Below are 26,249 nucleotides of genomic sequence, written 5' to 3'. Positions count from 1 at the left end.
AATATTACTTGGAGCTACATAAATGCACTCTTAATTCTTAATAATCTTATATGTTTTAGAAAACTGAACACCGTTTAATTTTATCATATAAATACCTTTAGAAAACTTACTTAAGCTAACCTCAACTTCTCCTGTATTATTAGAGATGCTATCACTTAAAATTTGCTGTCCGTTTATATTATAAACTTCATATTGATTAAATTTAGAAGCAGGTGCAGCAATTACAAAAACATCAGTAACCGGATTTGGATAAATACGTACATCAATATTTTTATGATCATTTACAGACAAATTCTCTTCTCCAAGAAAAACTTGTACCTCTGCCAATGTTAACGCAGCTGTAGCATTTAATTGCACTTTAACGATTCTTCCTTTTACGTTTCCGGCATTCATAGTAACCGAAGGATCTGGGAAGCTTGTAAATGTCTTTAAAAAAACTTCTGTACCTGCATCGTTTATAACAGACACAGTAAAGTTTGACATGTTGGCTTTACAACATCCATCTGTTCTATTAAATACTTTAATATCTCCAATAACTTTATCGGCACCTAAATCTACTTGCCACCAAGGATTATCCTCATTATTTGTTACTGTTACAGATCCTCCTCCGTAATTTCCATTAAGATCACCATCTATAGCTAGAGAAGCTTCTTTGTTAAATGAAGGGTTTGTAGATGATTGTGTTGCAGTACCAGTAAGTGCTAAATTAACTTCTGGTATTAAATACAATGCCATTGCTTTTTCTCCAGTAGCATTTATAGCACCTGTGGTTAAACTCACTGTGTTCCAAGAATTGTATAAAACCAAGCCATCTACTTTATTTTCAATTGCTTTTTCTAAACGAGTTCCTGTACCTTTTGCATCATTATGGTTCACCTCAGAATCCCAAACAGGTAATTTTTCTGCATCAGCCAAGGCTATAAAATCATCCCAAAGATTATGATTAAAACCTAGATTATGTGAAGCAGCAACCGTTACATATTCTGCTATATTGGTTTTGTTAAACATATCTATTCCTGCAACAAGCCCCCAAGTACAAGGACCTATTAATTCAGCTCCATTTAAACCATGCTCATAAAGTCTTTTATAAATTTCATTGATTTGACTTATACTCCAAGTACTACTAGTTGCTCTTCCATCTTCATTAAATGGATTAATCCATTTACAGTCTGGATATTCGTTTGAAAACTCGATAACTCTATTAACTAATTCATCGGTTGCTGCTTGAACACCATTTACAGCAACGTCTTCTCCTTCATTAGCACCATTACCATTCAGCATATTATTTGCGACTCTTTTACCTCCACCACCTTGTGCAGGATTTGCAAAAATTGGAATCCCTTGTTCTACTGCTTTTGCATAAAAATAATCAAACATTGGTTTATTTGGATTCAAATCTACACCATCAACACCTCTTCCAAAAAGAGGAATACGAATACCATTGGCTCCCATATTTTTAAACCCTAATAAAAGGTTGTCTGCTTGTGCTTCTGTGGTAATTTTATTGGTAATAAAAGCCTGTTTTGTATCTCCCAAAACATAATCCATATCATTTACATATCTTTGGCTAAACGCGCTAAAACTAAAGAAACAGATGGCAATGAAAAGAACTGTTTTTGTAATTATTGTTTTGTAGTTTTTTGTATTCATTTTTTCTATTTTTGATTAAGCTCTCTCCTTTCCAAAATAGTCTCTATTTATTAAACTGAAAAAAGAATGAGCATATTATATTGAGGTTATAACAAAAAAACTATTTTCTATTCATCTAAAATTCTCATTTAAGGGTTCAATTTGTTGCTTAAACAAGCGTACAATCCTTAATTTAAATAAATTACAAAAACTTACATCAAAAAAAACATTAGATTTACCTAAAATCAATCCTTTATAACCTTATTATTTTTTGATGAATCATTGTTTTAACACTTTAAATTCCGTATTAATTTAACTTCATACTTTCTAAGTTAAGTACTCTTATTTCTGATTTATTTTTTTGCTAATATTTTTGTTTTAAAGACGTAAAATAATAAGATCTAAATTTTTAAAATAAAATGTCTTTTATCACTAATTAATTAGCTGTAAGAATAGAGAAAAAAATTATTCAATAATAATCTTTTTAGTAACACTCCCTAAATCAGAATTGATTTTTACAAAATACAAACCACCAGAAAGTTTACTCACATTTACTTCTGAACTTGGATTTTGTAATTCTTTAACCAATTGTCCTGCTGTATTGTAAATGGTTAGGTTGATGTTACTTTTATCAACCTCTTCTGAAACCCACCAGTTAAAAACACCATTGGTTATTACGGTTGGAAATACTGAAAATTGAGACGATACCGAATCATCATCAACAGATAACGCCACACCTTGCTCATACTCTTCTTGTGTATACGCAATTGGTGATTGATGATCTCTATACATAATTCCAGAACTACTTAAAGTTACAGGGTTACGCACGCTCATTAAAGAGTAAATAGGTTTATCTGGCTGCCAAGTAAATACAGAATAACGTTCTACAAAGCTCGCATCATCTAACATATTAATGTACGACTTTAATCCATCTCCTGCTGCTTCGTTAGAAGTTGGTTGAGCAGTCCAAGTTGCCCCATAATTAAACTCTTTAATCCAAATAGGGCGTTGCCATTTATCATGAATTGCTTTTAACCAATTGTAAAAACTTGTTGGAGATGTTTTCTTATAATAGTGTACAACCATATAATCTACACGTAATCCTGCTGCTTCAGCCTTGGTCATAAATTCATCTCGCCAAACACCACCTTTTGCATTGTCTTTATTTGCAGGAGACCCTAAACGCAAACCAGATGCCAACATATCTTCATATTTTTCAATGGCTTTGTCTACCGTCATATTTGCTTGGTCAGCACCATCAGGTTCGTTAAAAGCCATATAATGTGCAATATCCATTCTGTTACCTAAACTAATTGCATTTGCAACAGAACCTCCAGCCCATTGGTTTGGTACAAATTTAGCATCCCCTACATCAGCACCAGAAGTACTCCAGTTATAATGCCATGAGTTCTCAAACTCTTGAATAACATCTGCACCTTTACCAGCCATTCCTTTCTTATGGATATCAAACCAAGGAGAAACACGTATAAATGAGGCTTTACTTTTTAAATCGTCCGTTAGGTTAATTTTTAAATCATTCTCTGCAGCTACATAAACTTTACTAGCTCCTGTACCGTTTACATTTTCTGCAAACGTTACCATATAACCTTTATCTAAGGTAAATGAAACAGCCCAATCATCATAATCTCCTAAAGTTCCGTTGTAATACCCACAATACATTTCGTGCGCTTCACCAACAAAATTATAGGCATTGTAAATTTTAAGAACAGGATCATTTATTCTTGTAGTTTCAAAAAGGTCTTGCGCTGCCTGAAGCTCTAAAAGTGATGCATCTATTGCATTTGAAGCTGCATCACAATTAACAAGTACTGTATTTGCGTTTGTGATTGCTAACTGAAAATCATCAACTGCAGATTGTGGGTACTGATTGTATTTATCACCTACAGTCGCAGAGTTAATTGCCTTTTGAGATGCTTCAATAGCATTAGACAATGCTATTCTAGCTTCATTAGCTTCTACAACAGTTAAATTATCAAGCAAAACAGTTCCTGAATTACTGTACATATAAAGTAGTTTTGTATCAACTTTAGCAAAATTAGTAGTCGTTTCTAAAAATGGAATATTCTCTAATGTTAACTCGCCATCATTATAAAAATCTACTGTCTGGTTCTCAAAATCAACATACATTGATAGAGAATAATTCTTATTCTTAGCAAACTTAGCAGTACCAATAACCCCTGCAATATAAGTACCTGGTATTGCACTTACCATTTCTGTTGCATATTTTATATCTGTTGTTGCCTTACCTAAGGCAATACTAGCAATATACTTTCCATCAGAAGATACTAAATCCATCTGAAAATTCATAGTAGTACGACTTCCTTGAACATCAAAAGAACAAGAACTATTATTTGAAACTGCCGTAAAAGTTCGATATGCTGAGGGGGTGTCATCTTTTAGAATAAACTTTAACTGACCATCAACAACGCTAACTTTTCCAGAAGTGCTGTATTCTGTCCAACTAGTTGGTAAGGTTCCAGCTGTATCAAAAGTATCATTGACAGCACTACCACAAGTGGTGGTTTGTGAAAAAGCATTTATCGCAAAAAGAAAAGCAATTGTATATAAGAATTTTAGTTTCATTTCTTTGAATTTTAAGTTTACTATTATTTTTTGTTTTGATAAAAAAAGAACATCTATTGGATGATAATCTTTTTAGTAAAGTTTCCTAAATGAGATTCTATTTTAACAATATACAGTCCGCTAGAAAGTGTTTTTACATCAATTTCTGATTTTAAGCCAACTATTGTTTTTACCAATTGACCAACAGTAGAATAAATATGTATGGTACTATCTTTAATTTCTTCTGAATATCTTAGCTTAAAAAAACCATCTGTTATTACGGTTGGAAACATTAAAACATTTGATAAAGTTGAATTATCTGTAACCGATAATTGTACTCCTTGCTCATACACTTGTTGAACATAAGAAGGATTTTGCGATTCTAAATCTCTATAGAATTGTCCAGTAATATTCAATTCTCCATCGGTCATACCACCAATACCCGTATTTGCTCCAAAGAAATAATACCAATTGTAACGCTCAATAAAATCTGACTCTTCTAAAATTTCTGTTAAGCCTTTTATATTATTATATCCTTGTTCAACTGTAAGATTTGCAGATCCCATATTTGGGTTTCCGTAATTATATTCTGTAACCCATACTGGAAGATTATAGCGATCATGTAAGGCTTTGAAACGCTCTATAAAAGTAGACTTTGAACGACGTACATAATCGTGTGCTGGAATAAAATCAACACGGTAACCACGTTCAACACAACCATCCATAAATTCTTGAATCCAAGAACCTTCATTAAAAGAATCACTATTTGCACTATATTGTACATTCTCAACACCAGGAGCTCCTAATCTAAGTCCAGAAGCCAATAATTTAGGATACGCATCTAAAGCTTCTGCTACTGTCATATTGGATTGACCTTCGTTATCAGGTTCATTAAAAGCTAGAAGATGATTGAATGACATATTTTGTCCAGCTTCTTCCATTTTCTCAAGTGATGTTCTAGAATCACCTCCACTCCAAGACATTGGTACAAATTCGATTCCTTCTGAATGTAGAGCCGTTAAACCCCAGTTATAATACCACGAAGAATTATAAGTATCAGCAGTTGTCCATTTTACATTTCCTAAACTCCCTTTTTTACCTACAGGAAACCAAGGACTCACTCGTATGAATGAAATCGTATTCTGTAAATCAGCAGGCAAATTGATTTCTAGATTATTATCCTGAGCAATATATATTTTACTAACACCTAAGCCATTCACATCTTGTGCAAAAGTAGCCATGTATCCTTTTTCTAAGGTAAAGGATACTCCCCAATCTTCGTAAGCACCTAAACCTCCATTGTAATAACCACAATAAACTTCGTTTACATCACCTGTAAAATCATACTCGCTGTACATTTTAAGAACAGGATCATTTACTTTTGCATTCACAAAAACCTCTTCTGCCGTTTGAATAGCTGAAAGTGAATTGTTAATATCATTCGAAGTAGCTTCACAATTAGAAATGATTGCATTAGCATCATCAATTGCTTGTTGAAATGCATCAACAGCAGATTGTGGGTACTGATTATAAATTGTACCTATAGGTGCAGATGCCAATAAATCTTCTGCAGCATTTACATTACTTGTTAATAAAATACGATTTTCATCTCCTCCTAATAAAGAAATATTATCAAAATAAAATTGCCCATTATTAGCATACATAAAAAGTAATTGAATGTCTATCTTAGCAATATCTTCCGCATCTTCTAAAAAAGGGATTTCTGCTGTCATCAATTCTCCATTAACATAAATATCAATTTCTTTTGAGGTAAAGTCAATTTTAGAGGATATTATAAAATTCTTATTAGACGGAAAACCTATAGCAGGGTCTCCAGCTACAAAACTACTAGGAACTCCATTTTCTATTGATGTTGCATATTTAATATTAGCGACTCCAATACCTAAAGCAATACTTGATAAATGTTTTCCTGTAGAAGAGATTAAATGCACTTGACAATTTACAGACGAACGTGTAGCAGAAACATCAAAAGAGAAAGTAGCATTTTCAGAGGTTGGAGTAAATGTCTTATAAACAGAAGGCATATCTGTATTATGATTAAATTTTAATTTACCCGACTCAACTGTAATTCGCCCAGAAGTATTGTACTCAGTCCAATCATTAGATAAAGTTGTCCCATCATCAAACGTATTGTCTACAGTTATCCCACAAGTATTGGTTTGTGCAAAGCTGTTAATAGTAAAAAATATTACCATTAAATAAAATAATTTTATTTTCATAAGTCTTGATTTAAGATAGATTAATTAATAATTATTTTGTGTATTTGAAAAATACAATTACTTAGCAACTTTAAAATATAATTACCTTCTGATAGCATTATTGGGTCTAAAATAATTGTATTTGAATTCGTATATAAATAGGTGTTTAAGACTGTTTGACCTAAATAATTTACAATTTGTACGTTTATTTTTTGGTGGTCAAAAAGATTAGATTGGATAGTGATGTTTTTTCCTTGTTTAACAGGATTAGGGTAAACTGTCACTTGATTTTTTTCGGTGTTAATCTCATTAGTACTTAATTGATTTACTTCTTCAAGTTGTGCGTTTATAAAACCAACCATTTCTATTAAAACATCTTCAAAAGCTGGTTTTCCAGGGTTAAAAAAAGCATGAACTTCTCCTGGGTAAACAACAGTCTCTCCATTTCCTCCTTTAGCGTTTATAGCATCTGTAAACAGAGTGCTTTGGCGAATATCTATAGTTGTATCAGCATCTCCATGCATTAAAATTGTAGGAGTTGGCGTGTTAGTCAATAGATTGATAGGTGAATTTAACGCTTCACTTGGAATGTTTTGTTTGTAATTGTTATTTGTTCCAAAATCTCCTGCATCATTTACAAAATCATAGATTCCGTTAAAACCAATAAATCCAAGTGCATTATTTTCTTCTGCTGCTATTGCTGCTAATGGAGCACCGGCAGATCCACCACTAAAAAATACTTTTGTCATATCAAAATTGTACGTATCGGCATTTGCTAAAGTCCAATCATAGGCCGTTTGTACATCCTCTCTGGCTAAAGAAAAAGTACCACTAGAACCAGAACATCTATAAGAAATAGACAATGTTGCAATCCCTAAATTTTCTGCCAAATAATCTTTATGAGGAGAGTTAGCAGCCAAAGAAGTTTCTGGTGTACCACCAGACCAACCACCTCCATGTACCCATATATGTACAGGGAATTTTTCAGTTGTATTTTCGTCAATTATAGGTGTTGTTAACTTTAATGGTAGTTTATGACCAACTATAGGAAAATCTACTGTAGCTATTGCTTCCAGTTCTATCGTATTATCAAATTCAAAAACTTGATCAGCTTCCACAATAAAACTAAATGAATCTCCTTGCTCTAAACCAATTGCAATATCATCTACAGATTTAAGAGTTTCTTGTATTTGAACAGATACAAATCCACCAGCTGGCCAATTTACATCTGGTAAAAAAGTAAGAATATTAGACGGAGATAATGTCCAAGTACCGCTAGTTTCAATAGTACTTTTGTTTACATAAACTTTAGGATAATTTGAAGTTATTACTTCTACATCTTGACTAAACGATATTTGTATAGCTCCATTTTGTGGCAAATTGGTACGATTCTCAGGTAAAACCTCAGTTATTGAGAATTCTGCTGTCACAAGCTCTGCATATTCTGTAGCTAGTCTATTGTATTCATCCTGAAACTCTGTTGAACTAAGACCTTCATTATACATTGTTAATTCTACGACTTCTGTATGGTTATAGGTTTGAGTACCTGCAACTTCTTCAAAAATATTAAATTTAAGATCTTCATTAGCATTGGTACGCATCGTGTTAGTAATAGTACCTGAAGTTACGATAGGAGAAGTGCTATCGAAATACTGATAATTTCCTGAAGTATCTATTGAAAATCCAAAAAAGAAATAAGCATCTGCAGGTATTTCATTTGCTCCTATATTTACACGAGTGTAATTTGGTCTAGCATAATCAAACCCAATCTTACCATCTTGTAATCTTACAAATCTAATTCCGTAACAATTAGCAAATCCTCCACTCATATCATAGTTTCCTAATAAAGATGCTGGTTTGCCTGTGTTTATATTCTCAGCTTTACCAACATAAAAAACACTATAACTATTGTCTGAAACATAAGTACTGGACCCTTCAAGCTCTAGAAAAGAACCGTCTTTGTTAAAAAGAACTGTTGTTTTTCCAGGGTAAGTTTCCTGTGACTCTTCGGCACCAAGGTTAGTGTCACTTTGTGTAGCACTCCCATAACCTTCAATTTGATTTTCCCAAAGGGTTACAGATCCTAAATTGTCTGCTACAATTCCTTTAGCATTCTCTAAAGACAATACTTTTGTTTGACTAAACAAACTCGATGTTGAAAGAATGAATATAAGGATGAAATGTAAAATATTTTTCATCGTTTTTATTTAATTATTTTAAACTTAAATTACTGAATTACGAATTTTAAAGTTTTTAAGTTTTGATTATCAATTGTATTCAAAAAATAAATCCCTTGTTTTAAATTACTAGTATCTATGCTAAATATCTTTGTCCCATTTATTGGGTACAACGACGTCTCCAATACAGTTTGACCTAAATAATTTATAATTTTAGCTGTAATTATTTCAGAATTAAAACCTGCTTTTAATTGAAGATTATCTCCTTTTTTAACAGGATTAGGATATATTATTCCATTACCCTCTTTCTTTATAGTACCAACACTTAAAGATCCTGCTTTTTCAAGTTGTTCTGTCATAAAATTAACCATCTCATAAAAACACTCTTCATGGTATTTTTTATCTCTACTAAAAAATGCATGAACTTCTCCTGGATATATGATGGCTTTCGCATTACCTCCTTTGGCATTTATAGCATCAGCAAAATTTATACTTTGATTATGTGAGATCGTATTATCTGCATCACCGTGCATCAATATCGTTGGAGGAGGATTGTCACTTAAATTAAAAATAGCAGAGTTTTCAGTTTCACTAGGTACATCTTGCTTGTACCAATTTCCTGCACCAAAATCTCCTGCATCATTCATAAAATCATAAATTCCATTAAATCCAATATACCCTAGAATGTTAGGTAATGTCTGAGAGGCTAATGCTGCTAAAGGAGTACCTGCAGAACCTCCACTAAAAAACACCTTCGTCATATCTAAATTATAAGTTTCTGCATTGTCTATAGCCCATTGGTAAGCAGTATATACATCTTCTAAACCATAAGAAAAAGTACCTCCAGCACCTACGGTTCTATATGATATAGATAGAGTTACAAATCCTAAGCTTTTTGCTAAATAATCTTTATGTAATGAATAATCAGCACCAGAACTTTCTGCTGTTCCTCCAGCCCAACCACCACCGTGCACAAAAATATGAACAGGGAATTTTTCAGTTGTATTTTCAGTTATAGTAGGAGTCGTTATTTTCATTGTTAATTTATGACCCACTATAGATTCTCCTGTTCTAGCTATATAATCTATGATAGCTATTGGTTCTCCTAACTCATAACTTTCAATAGGAAAAGTTTCCTCTGCATCTACTATAAAACCATAGGAATCTCGTTTTGCTAAACCAATAATAGCATTATCTGTAGATCTAAGCCCTTCTTGTATTTTTAGGGTAACTAATGATCTAGCTGGCCATCTTTCGGTAGGTGTAAACGTAAGAACATTAGAAGGTGATAAAACCCAATTACCAGTCGTTTCAGTTTCACTTTTGTTTATATAAATTTTTGGATATTCTGAAGTTTCATCAATAGCTTGATCAAACGTTACTACAATTGGAGCATCTCTTGAAATACCTTCTCGAAAACTTTCATCATTAGGCAATACATTTGTAACTTCAAATTCGGTAATCACAAGTTCGGCATAATCAGTAGCCAATCTATTGAATTCATTTTGAAAATCAGTAGTACTAAGCACATCATCGTACATGGATAATTCTACAACTTCTGTATGATTATAGGTATGTCCTCCATCTCTTTCTTCAAAAAGATTCAATTTAAGGTCTTCATCTTGACTTGGAACCATTGTATCGTTAATCTTTCCTGTTTTTATTGATGGATCGCTACTATCAAAATATTTATAATTTCCAGAAGCATCCATAGTAAATCCAAAAAAGAAATAATCATCACCAGGTATATTGTTTAAAACGACACGAACATAATTTGGCTTTGCATAATCAAAAACAATACTACCATCGGCTAATCTTAAAAACCGAATTCCAGAACAATTGTTAAAATTCCCAGGAACATCATAATTCCCTATTAAGGATGCCGGTTTCCCTTCTGGATTAGCTTTACCTGCATAAAAAACACTATATGTATTGTCTGAAATAGAAATATTTGAACCTTCTAATTCAAGAAAAGAACCATCTTTGCTAAAACCTACATTTACTTTTCCTGGATAAGTTTCGAATAATTTATCACCACCTAAAGCTGTATTACTTTGTGTAGCATCTCCGTATCCTTCAATTTGATTCTCCCAAAGGGTTACAGATCCTAAGTCATCTGCTATAATTCCAGTATTGTTTTCTAATGATACTACTTTGGTTTGACCTAACAAACTAGCACTTGAAATAATGAATATAAAGATAAATTGTAATGTTTGTTTCATGATTTTTTGTTTTGATAAATTATTTATTTAAATTATTGAACAACAAATTTTAGCCTTTTTAAACTTTTATGATCACGTATCTTTAGCAAATAAATCCCTGTTTATAAATTTTGAGTTTCTATAGAAACTATGTTAGAATCTCTATTTGGATAAAATGTATTCTTTACAACTACTTGCCCTAAATAGTTTATTATTTGGGGTTCAATTTTTTCTGAATTAAAATTTGAATCTAATTGAAATATTAAGAGTATTTCCTTTTTTACAGGGTTTGGATACGTCTTTATTTCACCTTCAATTTTGATATTTACAACACTTAAAATTGCTGCTTTTTAGAATTGCTCTGTCATAAAATTAGCCATTTCGCAAAAGGCACCTTCATGTGAAGGTTTGTCTCTACTAAAAAATGAAATTTTCATAATTAGTTGAAAAATTATAGTAACATTATTTATAAACTAAAAAATGTAAATAAAATAATGTTACTTTTTTAACAAACATAATTATTCTTTAAGCATTAATTTTCTAACATTATGGGTAAAAATGTTACAATTAAGGGCTTTTTAACAATAAGTTACCTATATCAAGTTATTTAGACGAGTGTCTAAAACTTTATAATAAGATTATGACCATGCATAAAATTCAATCAAATATTTAGCAGTACACAACACTTTTACCTTAAGTAAATCTCAAATTTATTGTACAAAAAAAGACCAATATAGATATTGGTCTTTTTTTTAAGTTTATTAATGATTTTTTAGATATAAAACTATATACCTATTTGATTTACACCATCAACTTCTCTATTTCTGAACTCTAAAACATCATTTGCTACATAAGTAGCTCCGTTAGATTCAAAAGAATAATTAAGTGTTATTGTGCGTGTAGCAGGATCATAAAAAGAACCATCATCATCTGTTACAACAACTGCTCCAGCAATACTCTCGATTGTAATTGAGTTATCATCTGCAATTACAAGATTCATTTTTTTATCAGACTCTCTTAAAAGAGCAAGACCATTACATTGTACAGTATTAGGAGATACCATAGTTAACTCTACATTTTCATTATTATTAATGTCACCAACGTAAGTAATTGTCTCTTCTGAAGCACCTTCCGTTTTCACAACTTGACCTTTTTGAAAATAATGACCATATAATTGGTTGATATAAGTAAATGTAATTAATGATGACTTATATTTAGTTGACTCTGTATCAACTAAAATAGAATCTGCATTTACAACATTCTCTAACGTAAATCCTAAAGCATAATTATTCCCTAATGATAATGCATCTCCTAAGAAATTAATAGAATCTGCTTTTACATACACAAAACCTTGAACTTCTCCAGCAGGAATAATAATTTTATTATTTGATGGATTTCCTTCACTATCAACCAATTCATAATAGTTGCTAGGTAATACAGATTTACCTGCATTTGTTACTAAATCATCATCTAATGAAAAAGTTATTTCTACATCTTCTGTATTATCTAATCTTCCTCCTAATACAGCACCTACACCTATTCTCATTCCTTCTCCCATAATAAAACTACGGTCAATTTGTTCGTGTGGTAAATAAACTGAAGTGAAATCAAATTCGTTTTCAACAAAATCATCATAACATGACGTGATACTTAATCCTACAATAAGCACGAATAGTTTAGCTATATATTTTAATATATTTTTCTTCATAATCTTTGTTTTTAATTTATTACCAACCTTGGTTTTGTTTCAAATTAGTATTTATCAATAATTCACTGTATGGTAATGGAAGATAATAGTTTTTGGCTTCATAATTTCTTCTTTCTACATCGATGTTTTCGAATGAAAAAGTATCATCAGAATTTTTACTAACCTTAACTCCTTTAATGTCTTCTATGTTGTTAATATCTTTCCATCTTCTTAAATCGTGAAACCTTTCACCAGCAAAACACAATTCTATACGTCTCTCATTTTTTAATAAATTTCTAAAATCTGACTGATTTGCAGCCGAAATATCTAAATATGGATCTGTAGTCAACCCTGCTCTTTGTCTTATTTTAGCTAAAACTTCTTTTGCTGTATAGTTAAACCCAGCAGGCAATATACTTGGTTCTCCAAAAGCTTCATTTAATGCTTCAGCATATCCTAAATAAATGTCATTTAGTTCTAACTGAACATATACTTTAGGTAAAGTTGTTGTAACAGCAGTAGTTACTGATGGATCAAAGTTTAAATTATTTAAATATTTTTTTAAATAATATCCTGTTCTTGTTCCTAAAGAATTATTAAACCCTCCATAATAATCCATACCACCTTCATAAATTTCTAGTGCATTAAAATCTGAACAATCAGCAGATTCAAAACATTGATCATCATTATAGAATACAAACTTATAAAATCTTTCGTCTCTTGAAGCATAAGGAACTGTATTGTTATACGTACTTAAACCGTTATCAATAGGATATCCGTTAGCATCTGGAAAAGCATCAATTAAGTTTTGAGATGGATTTACCGAACCTGATCCAAATAAAGACGGTGGATATAAACTTTTTTCTAATGCGTTATTATTTCTATCATTACGCATTCTCCAAATATGATCTGAATTTGTCTCATTATCAAAATCAAAAGACTGTAAGCTTCTTAAACCCCCATTTTGAACGATTAACTCCTGCGCATAACTTGCAGCTAGCTCCCATTTAGAAAGGTCGTTAGATGGATTAAAAGCTGGACTTGCAGCATATAATGCTACTTTTGCTTTTAATGCATATGCAGCTAAACCACTTGCTCTACCTGTTTCTGTTGCACTAAAAGCAGGGTTCGCATTTTCATCTCCTTCATATACAAGAGGCAACTTTGCAATGGCAATATCTAAATCTTCCATAATCTGAGTTACACATTCATCATAAGTATTTCTACTCAAACTTGCATATTCTTCATTTTCTAATATCCCATTTACAATAGGAAATCCTAACATTTCTCCGCTTTCAGAAGGGCCACCAAATACTTTAAGTAACTCCCATTCTGCCCATGCTTTTAAAAAAAGTGCCTCACCATAATATCTATCTATTAATCTTTCATTTAATATTTGATTTCCTTCAGATAGATAAACTTGTAAATCTTGATTATGAACAAGATCTATGTATTGATATATTTGTCTAATATTATCGTAAGACTGTTGCCAAACATAATTATATGGATTATTAGTTGGGCCCCAATAGCCAGTTGCTAATATTGTTTCCGTATCGTTTGCAACACCATTATCTGTTAAATATTCATTTGAAAAATCTGTAGTATATCGGAATGAATAATCTGTATAAATATCGTCTATAATACCTCTTGATTTCAAGCCTGAAGTTGTAACTACTTCCTCTCTAGTATATTGAATTTCATCTTCTAAAAATTCACTACAGCTTGTAATACCTATTGTCAAGGTAATAATTGTTAAAATCTTATTTGTTAATTTCATTTTTCTGTTTTTTAACATTTATTTATTAAAAATTTACCGTAGCTCCAAAAACAAATGTTCTCATCATTGGATATTCAAAAAATCCTGATCTAGTATCTTCTGGATCTAAATCTTTCATTTTACTAAACAATGCTAAATTACTTCCTCTTAAAAATAATTTTACACTTGTAATTGCTGTTTTTGACATCAATGATTCTGGTAGCGTAAATCCTAACTCAGCATTAGAAATTCTAAAATAACTTCCATCTACTAGCCAATAATCTGAATTTTGTTGATTATTGTCACTTTGTATAGTACTTAATCTAGGGAATACATTTCCATTAGGAAGATCGTTTTTAGAGCTACCGTAATAGTTTCTTAAACCATAATGTTGATAGTAAGATATTGAGTTAAGATTTATATCATAACCTCCAACACCCATTCCTACAATATCTAAGTTGATTCCTTTATATTCAACTCCTACATTAACACCGTAATTAAATCTTGGTGTAGTATTTCCTACGGTTGTTTGATCTCTAGAATCAATAACATTATCACCATTTTGATCTACATATTTAATATCACCAATTTGTACATCTCCGAACTGAGGTAAAGCATCATCAATATTTTCTGCAGTAAAAAGGCCATCACTTACATAAGCATTAAAATTATCTATTGATTCACCTTGTTGTAATCTATACTGATCTGGATAAGGTACTTCAGCAATTTTTTCTCCTGTAATTTTATTATAACCAGCATTAACACTTAGGTGGTATCTAAAATCTCCACGAGTATCGTTAAATGTAACATTAGTATTGAAACCTTTATTTCTTCTTTCAGAAAAATTTAATTGTGGTAAATAAATGTTATCACCTAATGCAGTTGCAAAAAGAGCACTTGCATTAGTTATTAAATTTTTATTATCAATGTTAAAATAATTAAAATCAAGTCTCAATTTCTTAAACAAACTCATTTCTACACCAAGAAACATTTGGTTGTACACTATCCAATCTATTTCTTCATTAGCTGTACTACTTTGTCTATATCCATATTGATTTTGAGTTTGAGTTGCTATACCTGTATACATTGTACTGTTTGTTTTACCTCCACCCCATGTGCTTAAATAAAATAGTGAAGTAGATGTATATTCTGTACCTACTTGTCCATAAGAAGCTCTAAATTTAAGATAATCAATATTTTTATTGTCCTTTAAGAATTTTTCATTGGATGCTACCCAAGCGATTCCAGCTGTTGGATAGTATTTAGTTCTATTATCTCCTATAAATTTAGAACTACTACTTGAATTTAAGTTTGCAAATGCAATATATTTATTTTTTAATGCATACGAACCGTTTAAGTTAACCGTTAAATTACGTCTATCTGGGTTTCCTGAATTTGTGCTAGGCTCATAATATAAAAGATGATTTAAGTTTAAATTCAAAACACTTTCCTTCATTTCCTTTATATAACTAAGATTACCATTATAAGCAAAATTTCTTTGTATTGCAGTGTTTGACCTTGCAATACCTGTGTTTTGATAATCTTGTCTATACAAAATTAGATTAGTAATATCTTCTCCAGTAACATCGTCTTGTGTTGTTTCTAAAGTGTATAAACCAGGGTTGTTATTTGTTGATAAAGTATGAGCATTGTACGTTCTCATCATTAGATAAGTATCATACTTTAAACCAGGAATATAATCTTCAAAATCAAAATCTAATCCTATATCAAAAATCATATTGGCTGTATAATCTGTTCTTAAACCTCCATTTTCTAACTCTGAAAGTAAATTGGTCTGAAATTCGTTACTTACCACATATGCAGAATCTGCTACTTTTAAAGGAAATGAATTTGCAGGTGTAGCAGAAATCCATAAAAACATAGCATCTGCATCAAGAATAGGTCTATTGTTCTTTCCAAATTTTCCATAAACACTAGCATGTGTTCTAAGTAAATTGTTAATACGTGTATCTATTTTAGTCCTAAAGGTAATATTTCTACCGTTTATTGGATTTCCTACTTTTTCTAAACCTTCCCAATCTGAATACCCTAAAAAGGCACTGTATTTTAAATCTTCTTTTCCACCATATACATTTAACGAAGCAAAGTTAGAAGGTGAACTTGACTTTAAGAACTCTTCTCTAGAATTTACATTTGGAAAGTTTATAGGGTCAGATCCATCTTTATATTTTGCGATATCTTCAGCACTATAAATATCTCCCAAACCATCATTATTAGATGCTTGATTTATTATCTCTGCATATTCTGGAGCTGATAATAATTCTGGTAAACGAGTTGCCATATTAAAACCACTTTGATAATTAACTTCTACTGTAGGTTTACTTACTTTTCCTCCTTTTGTAACTACGTATATAAGTCCATTATCTCCTAAATTTCCTAGTAAAGAGTTAAAAGTACCATCACTAAGTACTATAACTTCATCTACTTCTCTTAAATCTGTTTGAAGCCCTCTTGGTTGACCATCTATTAGTACATATGGAGTTCCTCCGTTTAATACGTAAGAATAACTTCCATTTGTACCAGGTGTATTTGTTCCTCTAATAATTCTTAGCCCAGGAACTCTACCTCTTAATGCCTCAGAAAGATTATCTCCTGCGGTTTGACGAAGTTCATCACCTGAAATTCTAAAAACGGCTCCTGTTGTTTGACTTAAATTAAAAACCCCAAAAGGTGTTTTTAAAAATTCATTTTTATTTGCTGGAATTGAGTCTTGAATTGCTAAATTATCTATTGGTGTATTCTGAGCAATACCAATATTGATAGTTAGAGCATTAAGTAAGCAGAAAGCAAAAAATTTCAATTCTGTTATATTTAATTTCATTTGTTAATTTTTATAATTTTAAGTTCATGATACCTTATTTAGTGTTTTAACACTAATTACCATCCTTCCGTTTGTTCAAAAGAAGGCACTGCTTCAATTTCTGAAGGTGGAATTGGCCACCAATAGTTGTTATCATTAAACGTTTTCCTTAATTGAGTCTGTTCTTCATTTTCATAACTAAAACCAGAAGGATATGTTGCAGACTTACCACCTTGCCAACGCATCTTTAAAAACTCCACTTTTTTATTTTCTTCTAAATGTGCAGTTTTCCATCTTCTTAAATCATCATATCTAAAACCTTCAAAACACAACTCAATAGCACGCTCATTTCTAATTCTTTCTCTAAAATCTTCTTTAGAACCTGTATATTTTGCAGCTACATTTGGCATACCAACTCTATTTCTAAGAAGGTTAATTGCACCTACAGCTGTTAATGTTCCTCCAGGAGCAACTCCATTTGGCCCATATACTTCGTTAACTGCCTCTGCATAGTTTAAATACACTTCTGGCATTCTGTATATAATGTTATTAACATGATAACTGAAATTTCCTGCATTACCTGTTCTCCAATACGCTCCATTAGGTATCCATTTTCTAATACGCAATCCTGTTAAATTGTAAACAATTAGTGGAGAAGTCGTTCTAGAAGGATCGTCTAAATCTTTACCATAATTTCCCTCTTCATTTATTACTGCTAAATCTACAAAAGGTGTATCATTTTTAGGACCTGCAGTTGTTGTTGTCCATGGTACACCATCAAACAATATATTATTATAAAACCTTGGATCTCTATTAATAAATGGGTCTTGTGAATTATAAGATGGATCATCTTCAATTGCCAAACCATTTTTAGTTTCAAATTTCTCAATAAAATTAGCAAGTGCTCCAATATTCATTGGGTTATTGTTGAATTTTATAATATCAAAACCTACAGTTAAACTAAGTCTTGGTGTAGGATTAAGAATACCTCCAAAAGTAAAGAATTTTTGATTTGCTTCCATAAATATTACTTCGCTAGGAATTGTTTTTTGTATACCAGATCCTACAAAAATATTTCTATAAGGTTGCAAAGCAGTTGGTTCTGCAACTAAAAGGTCTGCTCCATCTCTATCAACATCTAAGGTACTTGCTGCACTTGCATTTGCAAGTGTATATAAACCATTTGCATTTGCAAAGTTAATTAAATCTGAAGCTGCTGTTGCAGCGTCTATCCATTTTTGATCATCGTTAGTTTCATTTGCTAATGGACTCGCGGCAAATAATGTAAGTCTAGATTTTAAAGCCATAGCAACACCTCTTGTTGGTCTACCTACACTCTCTGTTGACCACGAAACAGGTAATAATTCTATAGCTAATTCTATATCATCTAACATATCTGACAAGTTACTCTCATAACTTTCTCTTTTAGACGTTAAGGGTTGACTTACACTTAAGGTTTCTTTTAAATAAATAAGTCCTCCATGACGCTTCGTTAACAAGTGATAAAAAGAAGCTCTTAAAAAATACGCTTGTCCTTTTAAATAATTAATTTCCTCTTCAGTAGAATTAGGAATGTTATCTGCGTTCTCAAGAAAAGTATTCACAATTCTAATTCCTTTAAAACAAAAATAGTATCTAGAAACAAAGTTTGGGGTAGTATCTGATCCACTAGTTCTATTCATCAAGCTTAAATAATCTCCTTGAGCGTAAAATTGATATGTTTCAGGTACAGGTGATGCTGTTCTACCTGGGTATCCTTCTCCAGACATTGTCATACCAGGAAGAATATCTGGGCTTTGATTTACGACACTTACTTCTGAAAGGTAATACGTAAAAGCACCATCAAAAAAGTCTCTTGTTAAAACAATATCATTAAAAATGGCATTTTCGGTCAATCCTTCAGCCTCCTCTGATTGATCTAAATAATCTTCACAGCTAATAATAAAAACTGTCATGATTAAAGCGAATGTATATTTTATTTTTCTCATAATTTTTATTTTTTAAAAATTTAAGTTTAGCCCTAGAGTAAATCTTCTTAATATTGGATAAGCACCAGGATCATTTCCTTCTGGATCTCCATAATCAATGTCAGAAATGGTAAAAAGATTATTTCCGTTGATATATATCTTTAAATCACTTATTCTTTTACTATTACTCATGTCAAAATTATACCCTATATTCATACTTCTCAATTTAATATAATCTAAAGATATAATTCTTGCTGTACTATTTGCTGTATTAGGGTCTGTTTCTGAATGTAGCGCAGGATACTGAGCATTGGTATTAGTAGGTGTCCAATAATCTAATTGTTCAACACGTCCTGAAGCAGCCCCCTCTGGTAAAGCGTAGGCAATATCAGAGTCAATAATACCTAGATGCCCTGAAACTCCGTTAATCATAGCATTCGCAGACCATTTTTTATACGAAGCTGCTAATTTAAAACTATAACTATGTTTAGCTGATTTAGGTATATCAAATCTTATTTGATCTCCTACATCTGTTGCCACTATAGATCCGTCTGCATTGTAATCTATATATCTATAATCTCCCAACGCGGGGTCACCTGCAGAGCTTGGGTAATTGACTACTTCATCAATATTTTGGAAATACCCATCTGCTTGTAATAATCCAGTTGTTCCACTTGGTTTACCTGCTACAGTTGCGTATTCTGGGGTTCCACTACCATCCGCTGGACTTGATAAAACACGATTTTCATTAAATCCGTAAAAACCAGTTAATGAGTAGCTTAGTCCGCTTTCGGTTTTGTTTTTATAAGTTAAAGACACTTCATATCCATGGCTTTCAGAAGCTCCTACATTTGCATAAGGTTTACTTGTATCAAGACCATGCAAAGCAGAAATATCTTTATCAAGTCTTTGGATTAATCCATCTCTATTTTGTTTAAAAAACTCGACAAATCCTGATATTTTGTTATTAAAAAGACCAAAGTCTACCCCAATATTTTGTTTGGTATCAGTAGCCCAAGTTAATTCAGGGCTACCTAATTGAGTGATTTTAAGTACTGAAAGTGAGTTATCTACCAATTCCCCAAAGAAATACCTAGAACCTGGTCTTTTTTCTGCAGTTGAAGATGCATAATCATAAAAAGTATCATATACCCATCTATTATTACCTAGACCTGCTTTAGAACCTGTTTGTCCATATGAATATCTTATCTTAAAGTTGTTTAGAGTTGGAAAAGTATTCATAACAAATTTTTCTTTTGCCAAATTTATACCACCAGCAAAAGATGGAAAAAACTTAAACCTATATCCCTTTGCAAATGTTTCATCTCCATTATATGAACCACTTGCTTCTATAAAATAACGTGTGTCATAATTATAGGTAAAACGCCCTACATAATCTTCATTAAAAAAAGGAAAATCTACATTAGTTGTTTTTTCATTTCTACTAAAAAGTGCTAAACCTGTTACATTATGTTTCCCAAAAGAACGATCATAGCTTAAATGAGTTTTTATATAACTAATTTCCTGATTTCCATTAACACTTTCACTCCCTTGTATATAATATAACGGACGTTCATAATCTATACCTTCTTGTGATGACCAAGTTCCGTCACGAAGTAATGTATAAGCCTCTTGTTGAGAAGAAATAGACCCATCATAAGTTATCTGGCTTTTACTACCGTAGCTGCTTATAAAATTATACTTCGCATTAAAAGCTAGTCCTTTTGTGATGAAATCTAATTTTTGCTGTAATTCAAGATCTACTGAAAAAACAGTTTTAATAGTGTTTGCACTACCGCTTCGATTAAGACTGCCATAAGCATTAGGTCCTTCCCCAATTCTTACTTCTGCAAGTCCAGGATATAAAGGATCTGGATATTGTTCCATAACAGATGCCGGATAATAAGGTATAACACTTCCAGGAGCTAATGTGTATAAAGCTAAAAAAGCATCAGATAAATTACTTCCATTTCCAGGTTCATTAGTATCTTCTAAACGACTACTAATACTTGTTTTTAGTGTTGTTGTTTTAGTTAAAGAAAAATCTAAATTCCCTCTAAATGAATACCTGCTAAACTTATATTCAGGATCATAATTAAAAAGTTGGTCGGTCTTTGTAATATCTCCTTCTTGTAAATAACCTGCAGAAGCATAGTATTTTACAAATTCTGTTCCACCACGTATAGAAATCGTTTGATTAAAACTTGTTGCATGACTTTTGATAAGTGTATCATCCCAATTTACATCTGGATACATGTATGGGAAATCACCTTGTTTCCAATGTGCTAAATCCGCTTCTGTACTATAACCACTAGCATATGCTTGATCATTTAGAATTCCTGTATTTAATGCACTTTGAGCTGTAAAAGCATCTAATACATCTGGTCCTTCTGGCACTAATTTTAGAGTAAACTCACTGGTAACACTAATTTTAGGTCTTCCTATTTTACCACGTTTAGTTGTAATTATGATAACTCCATTTGAACCTCTAATTCCATAAACGGCAGTTGCAGAACCATCCTTTAATACACTAATACTTTCTACATCTCTTGTGTCAATGTTTGAGAACCCTCCAACAACTTCTACACCATCTACAAGTATTAATGGGTCTGCATTACCACGAATATAAATTTCACCATCTTCTTTTCCTGGTTGCCCTGAACTTTGAACAATGTTAAGACCTGGTGAAATACCATTTAAAGCATTTACCATATTTGGAGAACCAGACTCTACTATATCTTCTCCTTTTATTTGACTTATAGCTCCAAGGACACTTTCTTTTTTTTGCTGTCCGTAACCTATAATTACAATTTCAGCAAGACTTTCTGTGTCTTCTATCATTGTAATGTTTAAACTAGATTTTCCAGTTACCTTTATTTCTTGCTCTTTAAAACCAATGTAAGAAAAAACTAAAGTAGCATTTGGAGAAACCTTAACTTGGTATACTCCATCAAAATCTGTACTTGTTCCGTTTTGTGTTCCTTTTTCGACCACACTAACTCCTGGTAAAGGAATTCCTCCTGAATCCTTTACAATTCCTTTAATTATATCTTGAGAAAACGAACCCCAAGAAATGGATATTAATAATAATAATAAGTTGAGTTTTTTCATAAATTTAAATTTTCTGAATTAGTAGAATATTGAAATTTCACAATCATAATACTTTAATGAGTTAATTAATTGTTTTTGATTATTTTTTGTTTGATAATTCTCCTATTTTTTTTATTCTAGAGAGTTATGTTATCAATCAATTATGTAATCCCATACAAAATTAACATATTATTAAGATTGAAATTTCTCATATAGGGATTCAAAATGTTGCTATTTGATGATATTTTAGTTGTAAATAGGGGTTTTTAAGAGTTTTGTTTTCTTTTGTTGCAAAACTCTAAGATATAATATAAATAACTTTTGAGTTAATTTAACATATAAAAAAGGTTATGCTTTTAAAAGATTATTCAACCTTTATTTTTAATCTATTTACCTACTTCTTTTAAAATTTCAGGTCTTATTAATGAGTTTTCCATGAAGGTAAAGCCCCCTGTATTCAATAATAAATTTGCAGGATAACTAGCTGCTTTTTTTAAGCATATTAATTATTCCTTGTTAGTGTGTATGTTTACCTATTAAAAAACTTAAAACCCCAACCTTCAAACGTTTACCTGTACTACAAGAACATTTAAAAGATTTTATAATCTATTCTCTTTGATACCAAAACATACCTTGTAAATCATTATGGAGAAATAAGATGTAACAGGCCATTATAAATAATATTTGGCTGAATACTTACATACTATAAGCCATCTTAAAAACTTGCTTCATAGCACTAAAAAAGAGCTACATAACTAAATACAAGCACATTAATTAAATGCACCCTTTTAAATGCCATCAACAGCTATTAGAAGGTAACAAATGTTGCACTCATAAAATACGCATCCTTTTTATTTTTTTTAAAAAAAACACCTCTATAAATACCATTTGAAATAAAAAATCGTCTAAAACAAGATTGTTTTAAACGATTTTTACACTTATTAATTTTTATAGAATGACTATAAAACAAGAATTTAAGATTCTTAATAAAACATCTTCGTTTTATTTAATTACAATTTCATCAATTAAAACTTCTTGATCTCCTAAAGACTCTATCAATATTGTGTTCGCTCCACGATCTATTTTAATAGGAATGATTACAGTTTTCCAATTATTACCGAGTTGCTTAGTATTAGCTAATAATAGTTCTTTACGAACTACTTTACCACTAATATTTACTTTTATATAAGCTCCATCTTTATTGGCAACATTTGTACTATAACGAATAGTTAGTTCTGCATTACCAGCACTACCATCATTTTCTTGGTACCAAGAAATAGAGGCGTTTTTACTTTTTAAACTCACAAAACCTTTACCGTTAAAGTTTTTCCCTTTAGATGAAATTGTAGCATTTTCTAATGTTGCTTCTTCAGCTTGTTCACCAATTTGCCCTTTGCTCTCTATAGTTTCATTCCAAGTAAAACCTTCATCTTTTCCGAATTTTTCTTCTAAAATCTGAGTTTCTTTTCCATCAACAACAATTAAAGCTTTTACAGTTGTTTCTAAACCAATCTCAAAAGCTCCTTTGTAAACGTTAGAACTAGTTGTTGGTGTTTCTCCGTTTGTAGTATAATAAACTTCTATCTTAGGATTGATTTTATTCCCTCTTAAATTGATAATCTCTGTATCGATACTTACTTTATTAGAAGTAATCAATTTTTTCTCTCCTAAAATACTACTTGCTAATACATTAATATCTCCAGAAGTAGTTGTTGCAGAAATATATGCACGTGTTAATCCGTAAAATGCAATTCTGTGATTAGGCCCAACATGTTGTTCTACATCTACAGGACTTCCGTTGTCTAAGGCTTTAATTTTACCTGATCCAAAAACATTAAAATAGGTCCTATTTTCTCCATACGGATAAAACTCTCCTTTATCATCTGTAGTTGTTACACGTACCTGAACGATATCATCTATTTTATTCTGTAGAGATTCTCCATCAACAGAAAGTTTAATTTTAGAAGGTTGATTGGCAGTTCTAATCACTTTTTCTGAAACTACTTTACCATCTTTATAACCAACTGCTTTTAACGTTCCTGGTTGCCATTTTACCATCCATTGGCATTGCATTTTATCCCAATCTTTTCCTGGTATTTGTTTTCCTAAAGAAACATCATTAAAAAACAACTCTACTTCTTCTGTATTAGAATATACCCAAACCGGAATCTCAGTATCAAGTGCTACTTTAGGATGCGTCCAGTGTGGTAAAATATGTACCATTGGTTTTGTGGTCCATTGACTTTGGTATAAATAAAACAAGTCTTTTTCAAAGTTTGCTAAATCTATAGCTCCTCCCATAAAAGCTCTAAATGGCCAACCTCCATGTACATAACCAGCCTCTCCAATATAATCATGACCTGTCCATCTAAAAGAACCAGCATACGCAGGAACATCTCTTAATTGCTCGATATTTAATCTAGAAGATACACGTACAGTTGCATTGTCATAACTAGAATTAAAAATTTGTTTTCTGTTTTTTCTACCAGATTCGTCAATCCAATCATGTGTAAAAACTTCTTTTTCTGTTAAATCAGGAATTTCATATGTATGGTTTCTATTAGGAAAACCATCTCTATACCAAGTCTTAGTTCTATAATAACCTCTAACTTGCCAGGTATGTGTGTTTTCTGTACCTATAAAAACTCTATCCTTCGGATTTTTTGCTAAGTTCTCCATAAACCCTTTCTTTTCACTACCTCCGTTTATCCCTAAAACATTCATGTGATCTGAACCAGAATGACCAGAAGTTACAGGTCTTGTTGGGTCTAAATGATTACAAGTTGCTACCAAATCTTTAGCAATATCTCCACGTGTTTCATTACCAACACTATAAATAACTATAGAAGGATGGTTTCTATCACGTTTAATCCAATCTGTTAAATCTTTTTTCCACCACTCATCAAAATGATGCGCACCATAATCGTTTTTAGCTTTCTTGTGCCAACCATCAAAAATTTCATCCATTACCATCATTCCTACTTCATCACAGATGTCATAAAATTCTGGTGTTTGTGGATTGTGTGAAGTTCTAATAGCATTCACACCCATGTCTTTTAATTGCTGAATTCTAAACTTAAGAATTTTATAAGGTACTGCAGCTCCCATAGCTCCCGCATCTTGATGATTACAAACTCCTTGTAATTTTACGTTTTTACCGTTAATCCACATTCCAGATTCTGCAACCCACTCAATATCTCTAACACCAAATTTAGTTTCTACAATATCTACTACTTTTTTACCAACTAGTAATTCAGTTTTTAAAGTGTATAAATAAGGAGATTCTACAGACCATAAATTTGGATTTTTTATACTTAAATCCGTTTTTACAAGTGCCTCTTTTTCTAATTTAACTTTATCCTTATTAGAAGCTACTTCAACACCGTTTGCATCAACAATAGAAGTAATTAATTTTACTTTTTCACAGTCTTCTTTTGTGAATAATTCTGTTTCTACAAAAACTTTATCACCTTCTGTTCTAAGAAAAATTCCATCTCTTTTAACGTATGTATTGTTTTTTACATCGATCCAAGTATGTGCATAGATACCACTACCTGTATACCAACGTGCAGCAGGTTGTTTATCATTATCTACACGAACTGCAAAGGTTATTGTTTCTGCAGTATTGGCTAATTCACTAACATCGTACGCAAAAGAAACCCAACCGTAAGGTCTTGTTCCTAATTCTTGTCCGTTTGCCCAAACCGTACTATTCATAAAAACACCATCGAAAGCAATTTCTACATGCCTTCCTTTCCAATCTTTTGGAACGTTAATGGTTTTTCTATACCAACCAAAACCTGCAGGCAAGTATCCTGCACCAGCTCCCATTGGGTTGTTTTCATTATACTCACCTTCTATACTCCAATCATGTGGTAAATTTAAGGTTCTCCAAGAAGCATCATTAAAAGAAACTTTTTCTGCTCCTGTAATGTCTTTTTGAATAAATTTCCAATTAGCATCAAAATTGAGACGTTGTACAATTTTATCTTTAGGCTTTTTATCACTAGAAAAACCAGAGAATATAAAACTAAAAACAAAAAGGAATACTAAATTTTTTATACGCATATCTTTTAAATTATAAATGTAGTTAAGCATACTTATTTTACTAAAATAGTG

The 26,249-nt window shown here is 31.6% G+C and carries 11 protein-coding genes; all 11 read right to left on the bottom strand.

The genetic code is table 11. The features are described 5' to 3' along the window. Window positions 1-30 precede the first annotated feature (30 nt). Window positions 31-1,650, bottom strand: coding sequence for a T9SS type A sorting domain-containing protein (locus H0I29_RS07220; RefSeq protein WP_218754919.1), 1,620 nt, complete (start codon window positions 1,648-1,650; stop codon window positions 31-33). A gap of 444 nt (window positions 1,651-2,094) precedes the next feature. Beyond that, window positions 2,095-4,233, bottom strand: coding sequence for a glycosyl hydrolase (locus H0I29_RS07215; protein WP_218754918.1), 2,139 nt, complete (start codon window positions 4,231-4,233; stop codon window positions 2,095-2,097). A gap of 53 nt (window positions 4,234-4,286) precedes the next feature. Continuing rightward, window positions 4,287-6,452, bottom strand: coding sequence for a glycosyl hydrolase (locus tag H0I29_RS07210; RefSeq protein WP_218754917.1), 2,166 nt, complete (start codon window positions 6,450-6,452; stop codon window positions 4,287-4,289). Window positions 6,453-6,472: 20 nt separating this feature from the next. Further along, a complete protein-coding gene (locus tag H0I29_RS07205; protein WP_218754916.1) occupies window positions 6,473-8,629 on the bottom strand; it encodes an alpha/beta hydrolase fold domain-containing protein in 2,157 nt (718 codons plus the stop codon). Window positions 8,630-8,658: 29 nt separating this feature from the next. Further along, complete coding sequence (locus H0I29_RS07200) at window positions 8,659-10,830, bottom strand: alpha/beta hydrolase fold domain-containing protein (protein ID WP_218754915.1); 2,172 nt, start codon at window positions 10,828-10,830, stop codon at window positions 8,659-8,661. Window positions 10,831-11,593: 763 nt separating this feature from the next. Further along, window positions 11,594-12,517 (bottom strand): DUF1735 domain-containing protein, encoded by a 924-nt coding sequence (locus H0I29_RS07195; RefSeq protein WP_218754914.1) that lies wholly within the window; start codon window positions 12,515-12,517, stop codon window positions 11,594-11,596. 19 nt (window positions 12,518-12,536) lie between these two features. Continuing rightward, window positions 12,537-14,273 carry a RagB/SusD family nutrient uptake outer membrane protein gene (locus H0I29_RS07190; protein WP_218754913.1) on the bottom strand — a complete coding sequence of 579 codons (1,737 nt, stop codon included), beginning with the start codon at window positions 14,271-14,273 and terminating at the stop codon, window positions 12,537-12,539. A 25-nt stretch (window positions 14,274-14,298) separates the two neighbouring features. Beyond that, window positions 14,299-17,094 (bottom strand): SusC/RagA family TonB-linked outer membrane protein, encoded by a 2,796-nt coding sequence (locus H0I29_RS07185; RefSeq protein WP_218732136.1) that lies wholly within the window; start codon window positions 17,092-17,094, stop codon window positions 14,299-14,301. Window positions 17,095-17,150: 56 nt separating this feature from the next. Next, complete coding sequence (locus H0I29_RS07180; protein WP_218754912.1) at window positions 17,151-19,061, bottom strand: RagB/SusD family nutrient uptake outer membrane protein; 1,911 nt, start codon at window positions 19,059-19,061, stop codon at window positions 17,151-17,153. Between the two features lie 12 nt (window positions 19,062-19,073). Then, window positions 19,074-22,151 carry a TonB-dependent receptor gene (locus tag H0I29_RS07175; protein WP_218754911.1) on the bottom strand — a complete coding sequence of 1,026 codons (3,078 nt, stop codon included), beginning with the start codon at window positions 22,149-22,151 and terminating at the stop codon, window positions 19,074-19,076. 981 nt (window positions 22,152-23,132) lie between these two features. Next, window positions 23,133-26,198 carry a glycoside hydrolase family 2 TIM barrel-domain containing protein gene (locus tag H0I29_RS07170; RefSeq protein ID WP_218754910.1) on the bottom strand — a complete coding sequence of 1,022 codons (3,066 nt, stop codon included), beginning with the start codon at window positions 26,196-26,198 and terminating at the stop codon, window positions 23,133-23,135. Window positions 26,199-26,249 lie beyond the last annotated feature (51 nt).

Source organism: Polaribacter sp. R2A056_3_33 (assembly GCF_019278485.1).
Taxonomy (GTDB): Bacteria; Bacteroidota; Bacteroidia; order Flavobacteriales; family Flavobacteriaceae; genus Polaribacter.
Note: the sequence above shows the minus strand (reverse complement) of the source record. Positions and strands in the feature narration are given on the sequence as shown.

Bases quoted from the DNA above. Each gene is read 5' to 3' on its own strand.
- H0I29_RS07170 (WP_218754910.1), bottom strand. From the start codon at position 26,198: ATGCGTATAAAAAATTTAGTATTCCTTTTTGTTTTTAGTTTTATATTC.
- H0I29_RS07210 (WP_218754917.1), bottom strand. From the start codon at position 6,452: ATGAAAATAAAATTATTTTATTTAATGGTAATATTTTTTACTATTAAC.
- H0I29_RS07220 (WP_218754919.1), bottom strand. From the start codon at position 1,650: ATGAATACAAAAAACTACAAAACAATAATTACAAAAACAGTTCTTTTC.
- H0I29_RS07195 (WP_218754914.1), bottom strand. From the start codon at position 12,517: ATGAAGAAAAATATATTAAAATATATAGCTAAACTATTCGTGCTTATT.
- H0I29_RS07185 (WP_218732136.1), bottom strand. From the start codon at position 17,094: ATGAAATTAAATATAACAGAATTGAAATTTTTTGCTTTCTGCTTACTT.
- H0I29_RS07200 (WP_218754915.1), bottom strand. From the start codon at position 10,830: ATGAAACAAACATTACAATTTATCTTTATATTCATTATTTCAAGTGCT.
- H0I29_RS07190 (WP_218754913.1), bottom strand. From the start codon at position 14,273: ATGAAATTAACAAATAAGATTTTAACAATTATTACCTTGACAATAGGT.
- H0I29_RS07180 (WP_218754912.1), bottom strand. From the start codon at position 19,061: ATGAGAAAAATAAAATATACATTCGCTTTAATCATGACAGTTTTTATT.
- H0I29_RS07215 (WP_218754918.1), bottom strand. From the start codon at position 4,233: ATGAAACTAAAATTCTTATATACAATTGCTTTTCTTTTTGCGATAAAT.
- H0I29_RS07205 (WP_218754916.1), bottom strand. From the start codon at position 8,629: ATGAAAAATATTTTACATTTCATCCTTATATTCATTCTTTCAACATCG.
- H0I29_RS07175 (WP_218754911.1), bottom strand. From the start codon at position 22,151: ATGAAAAAACTCAACTTATTATTATTATTAATATCCATTTCTTGGGGT.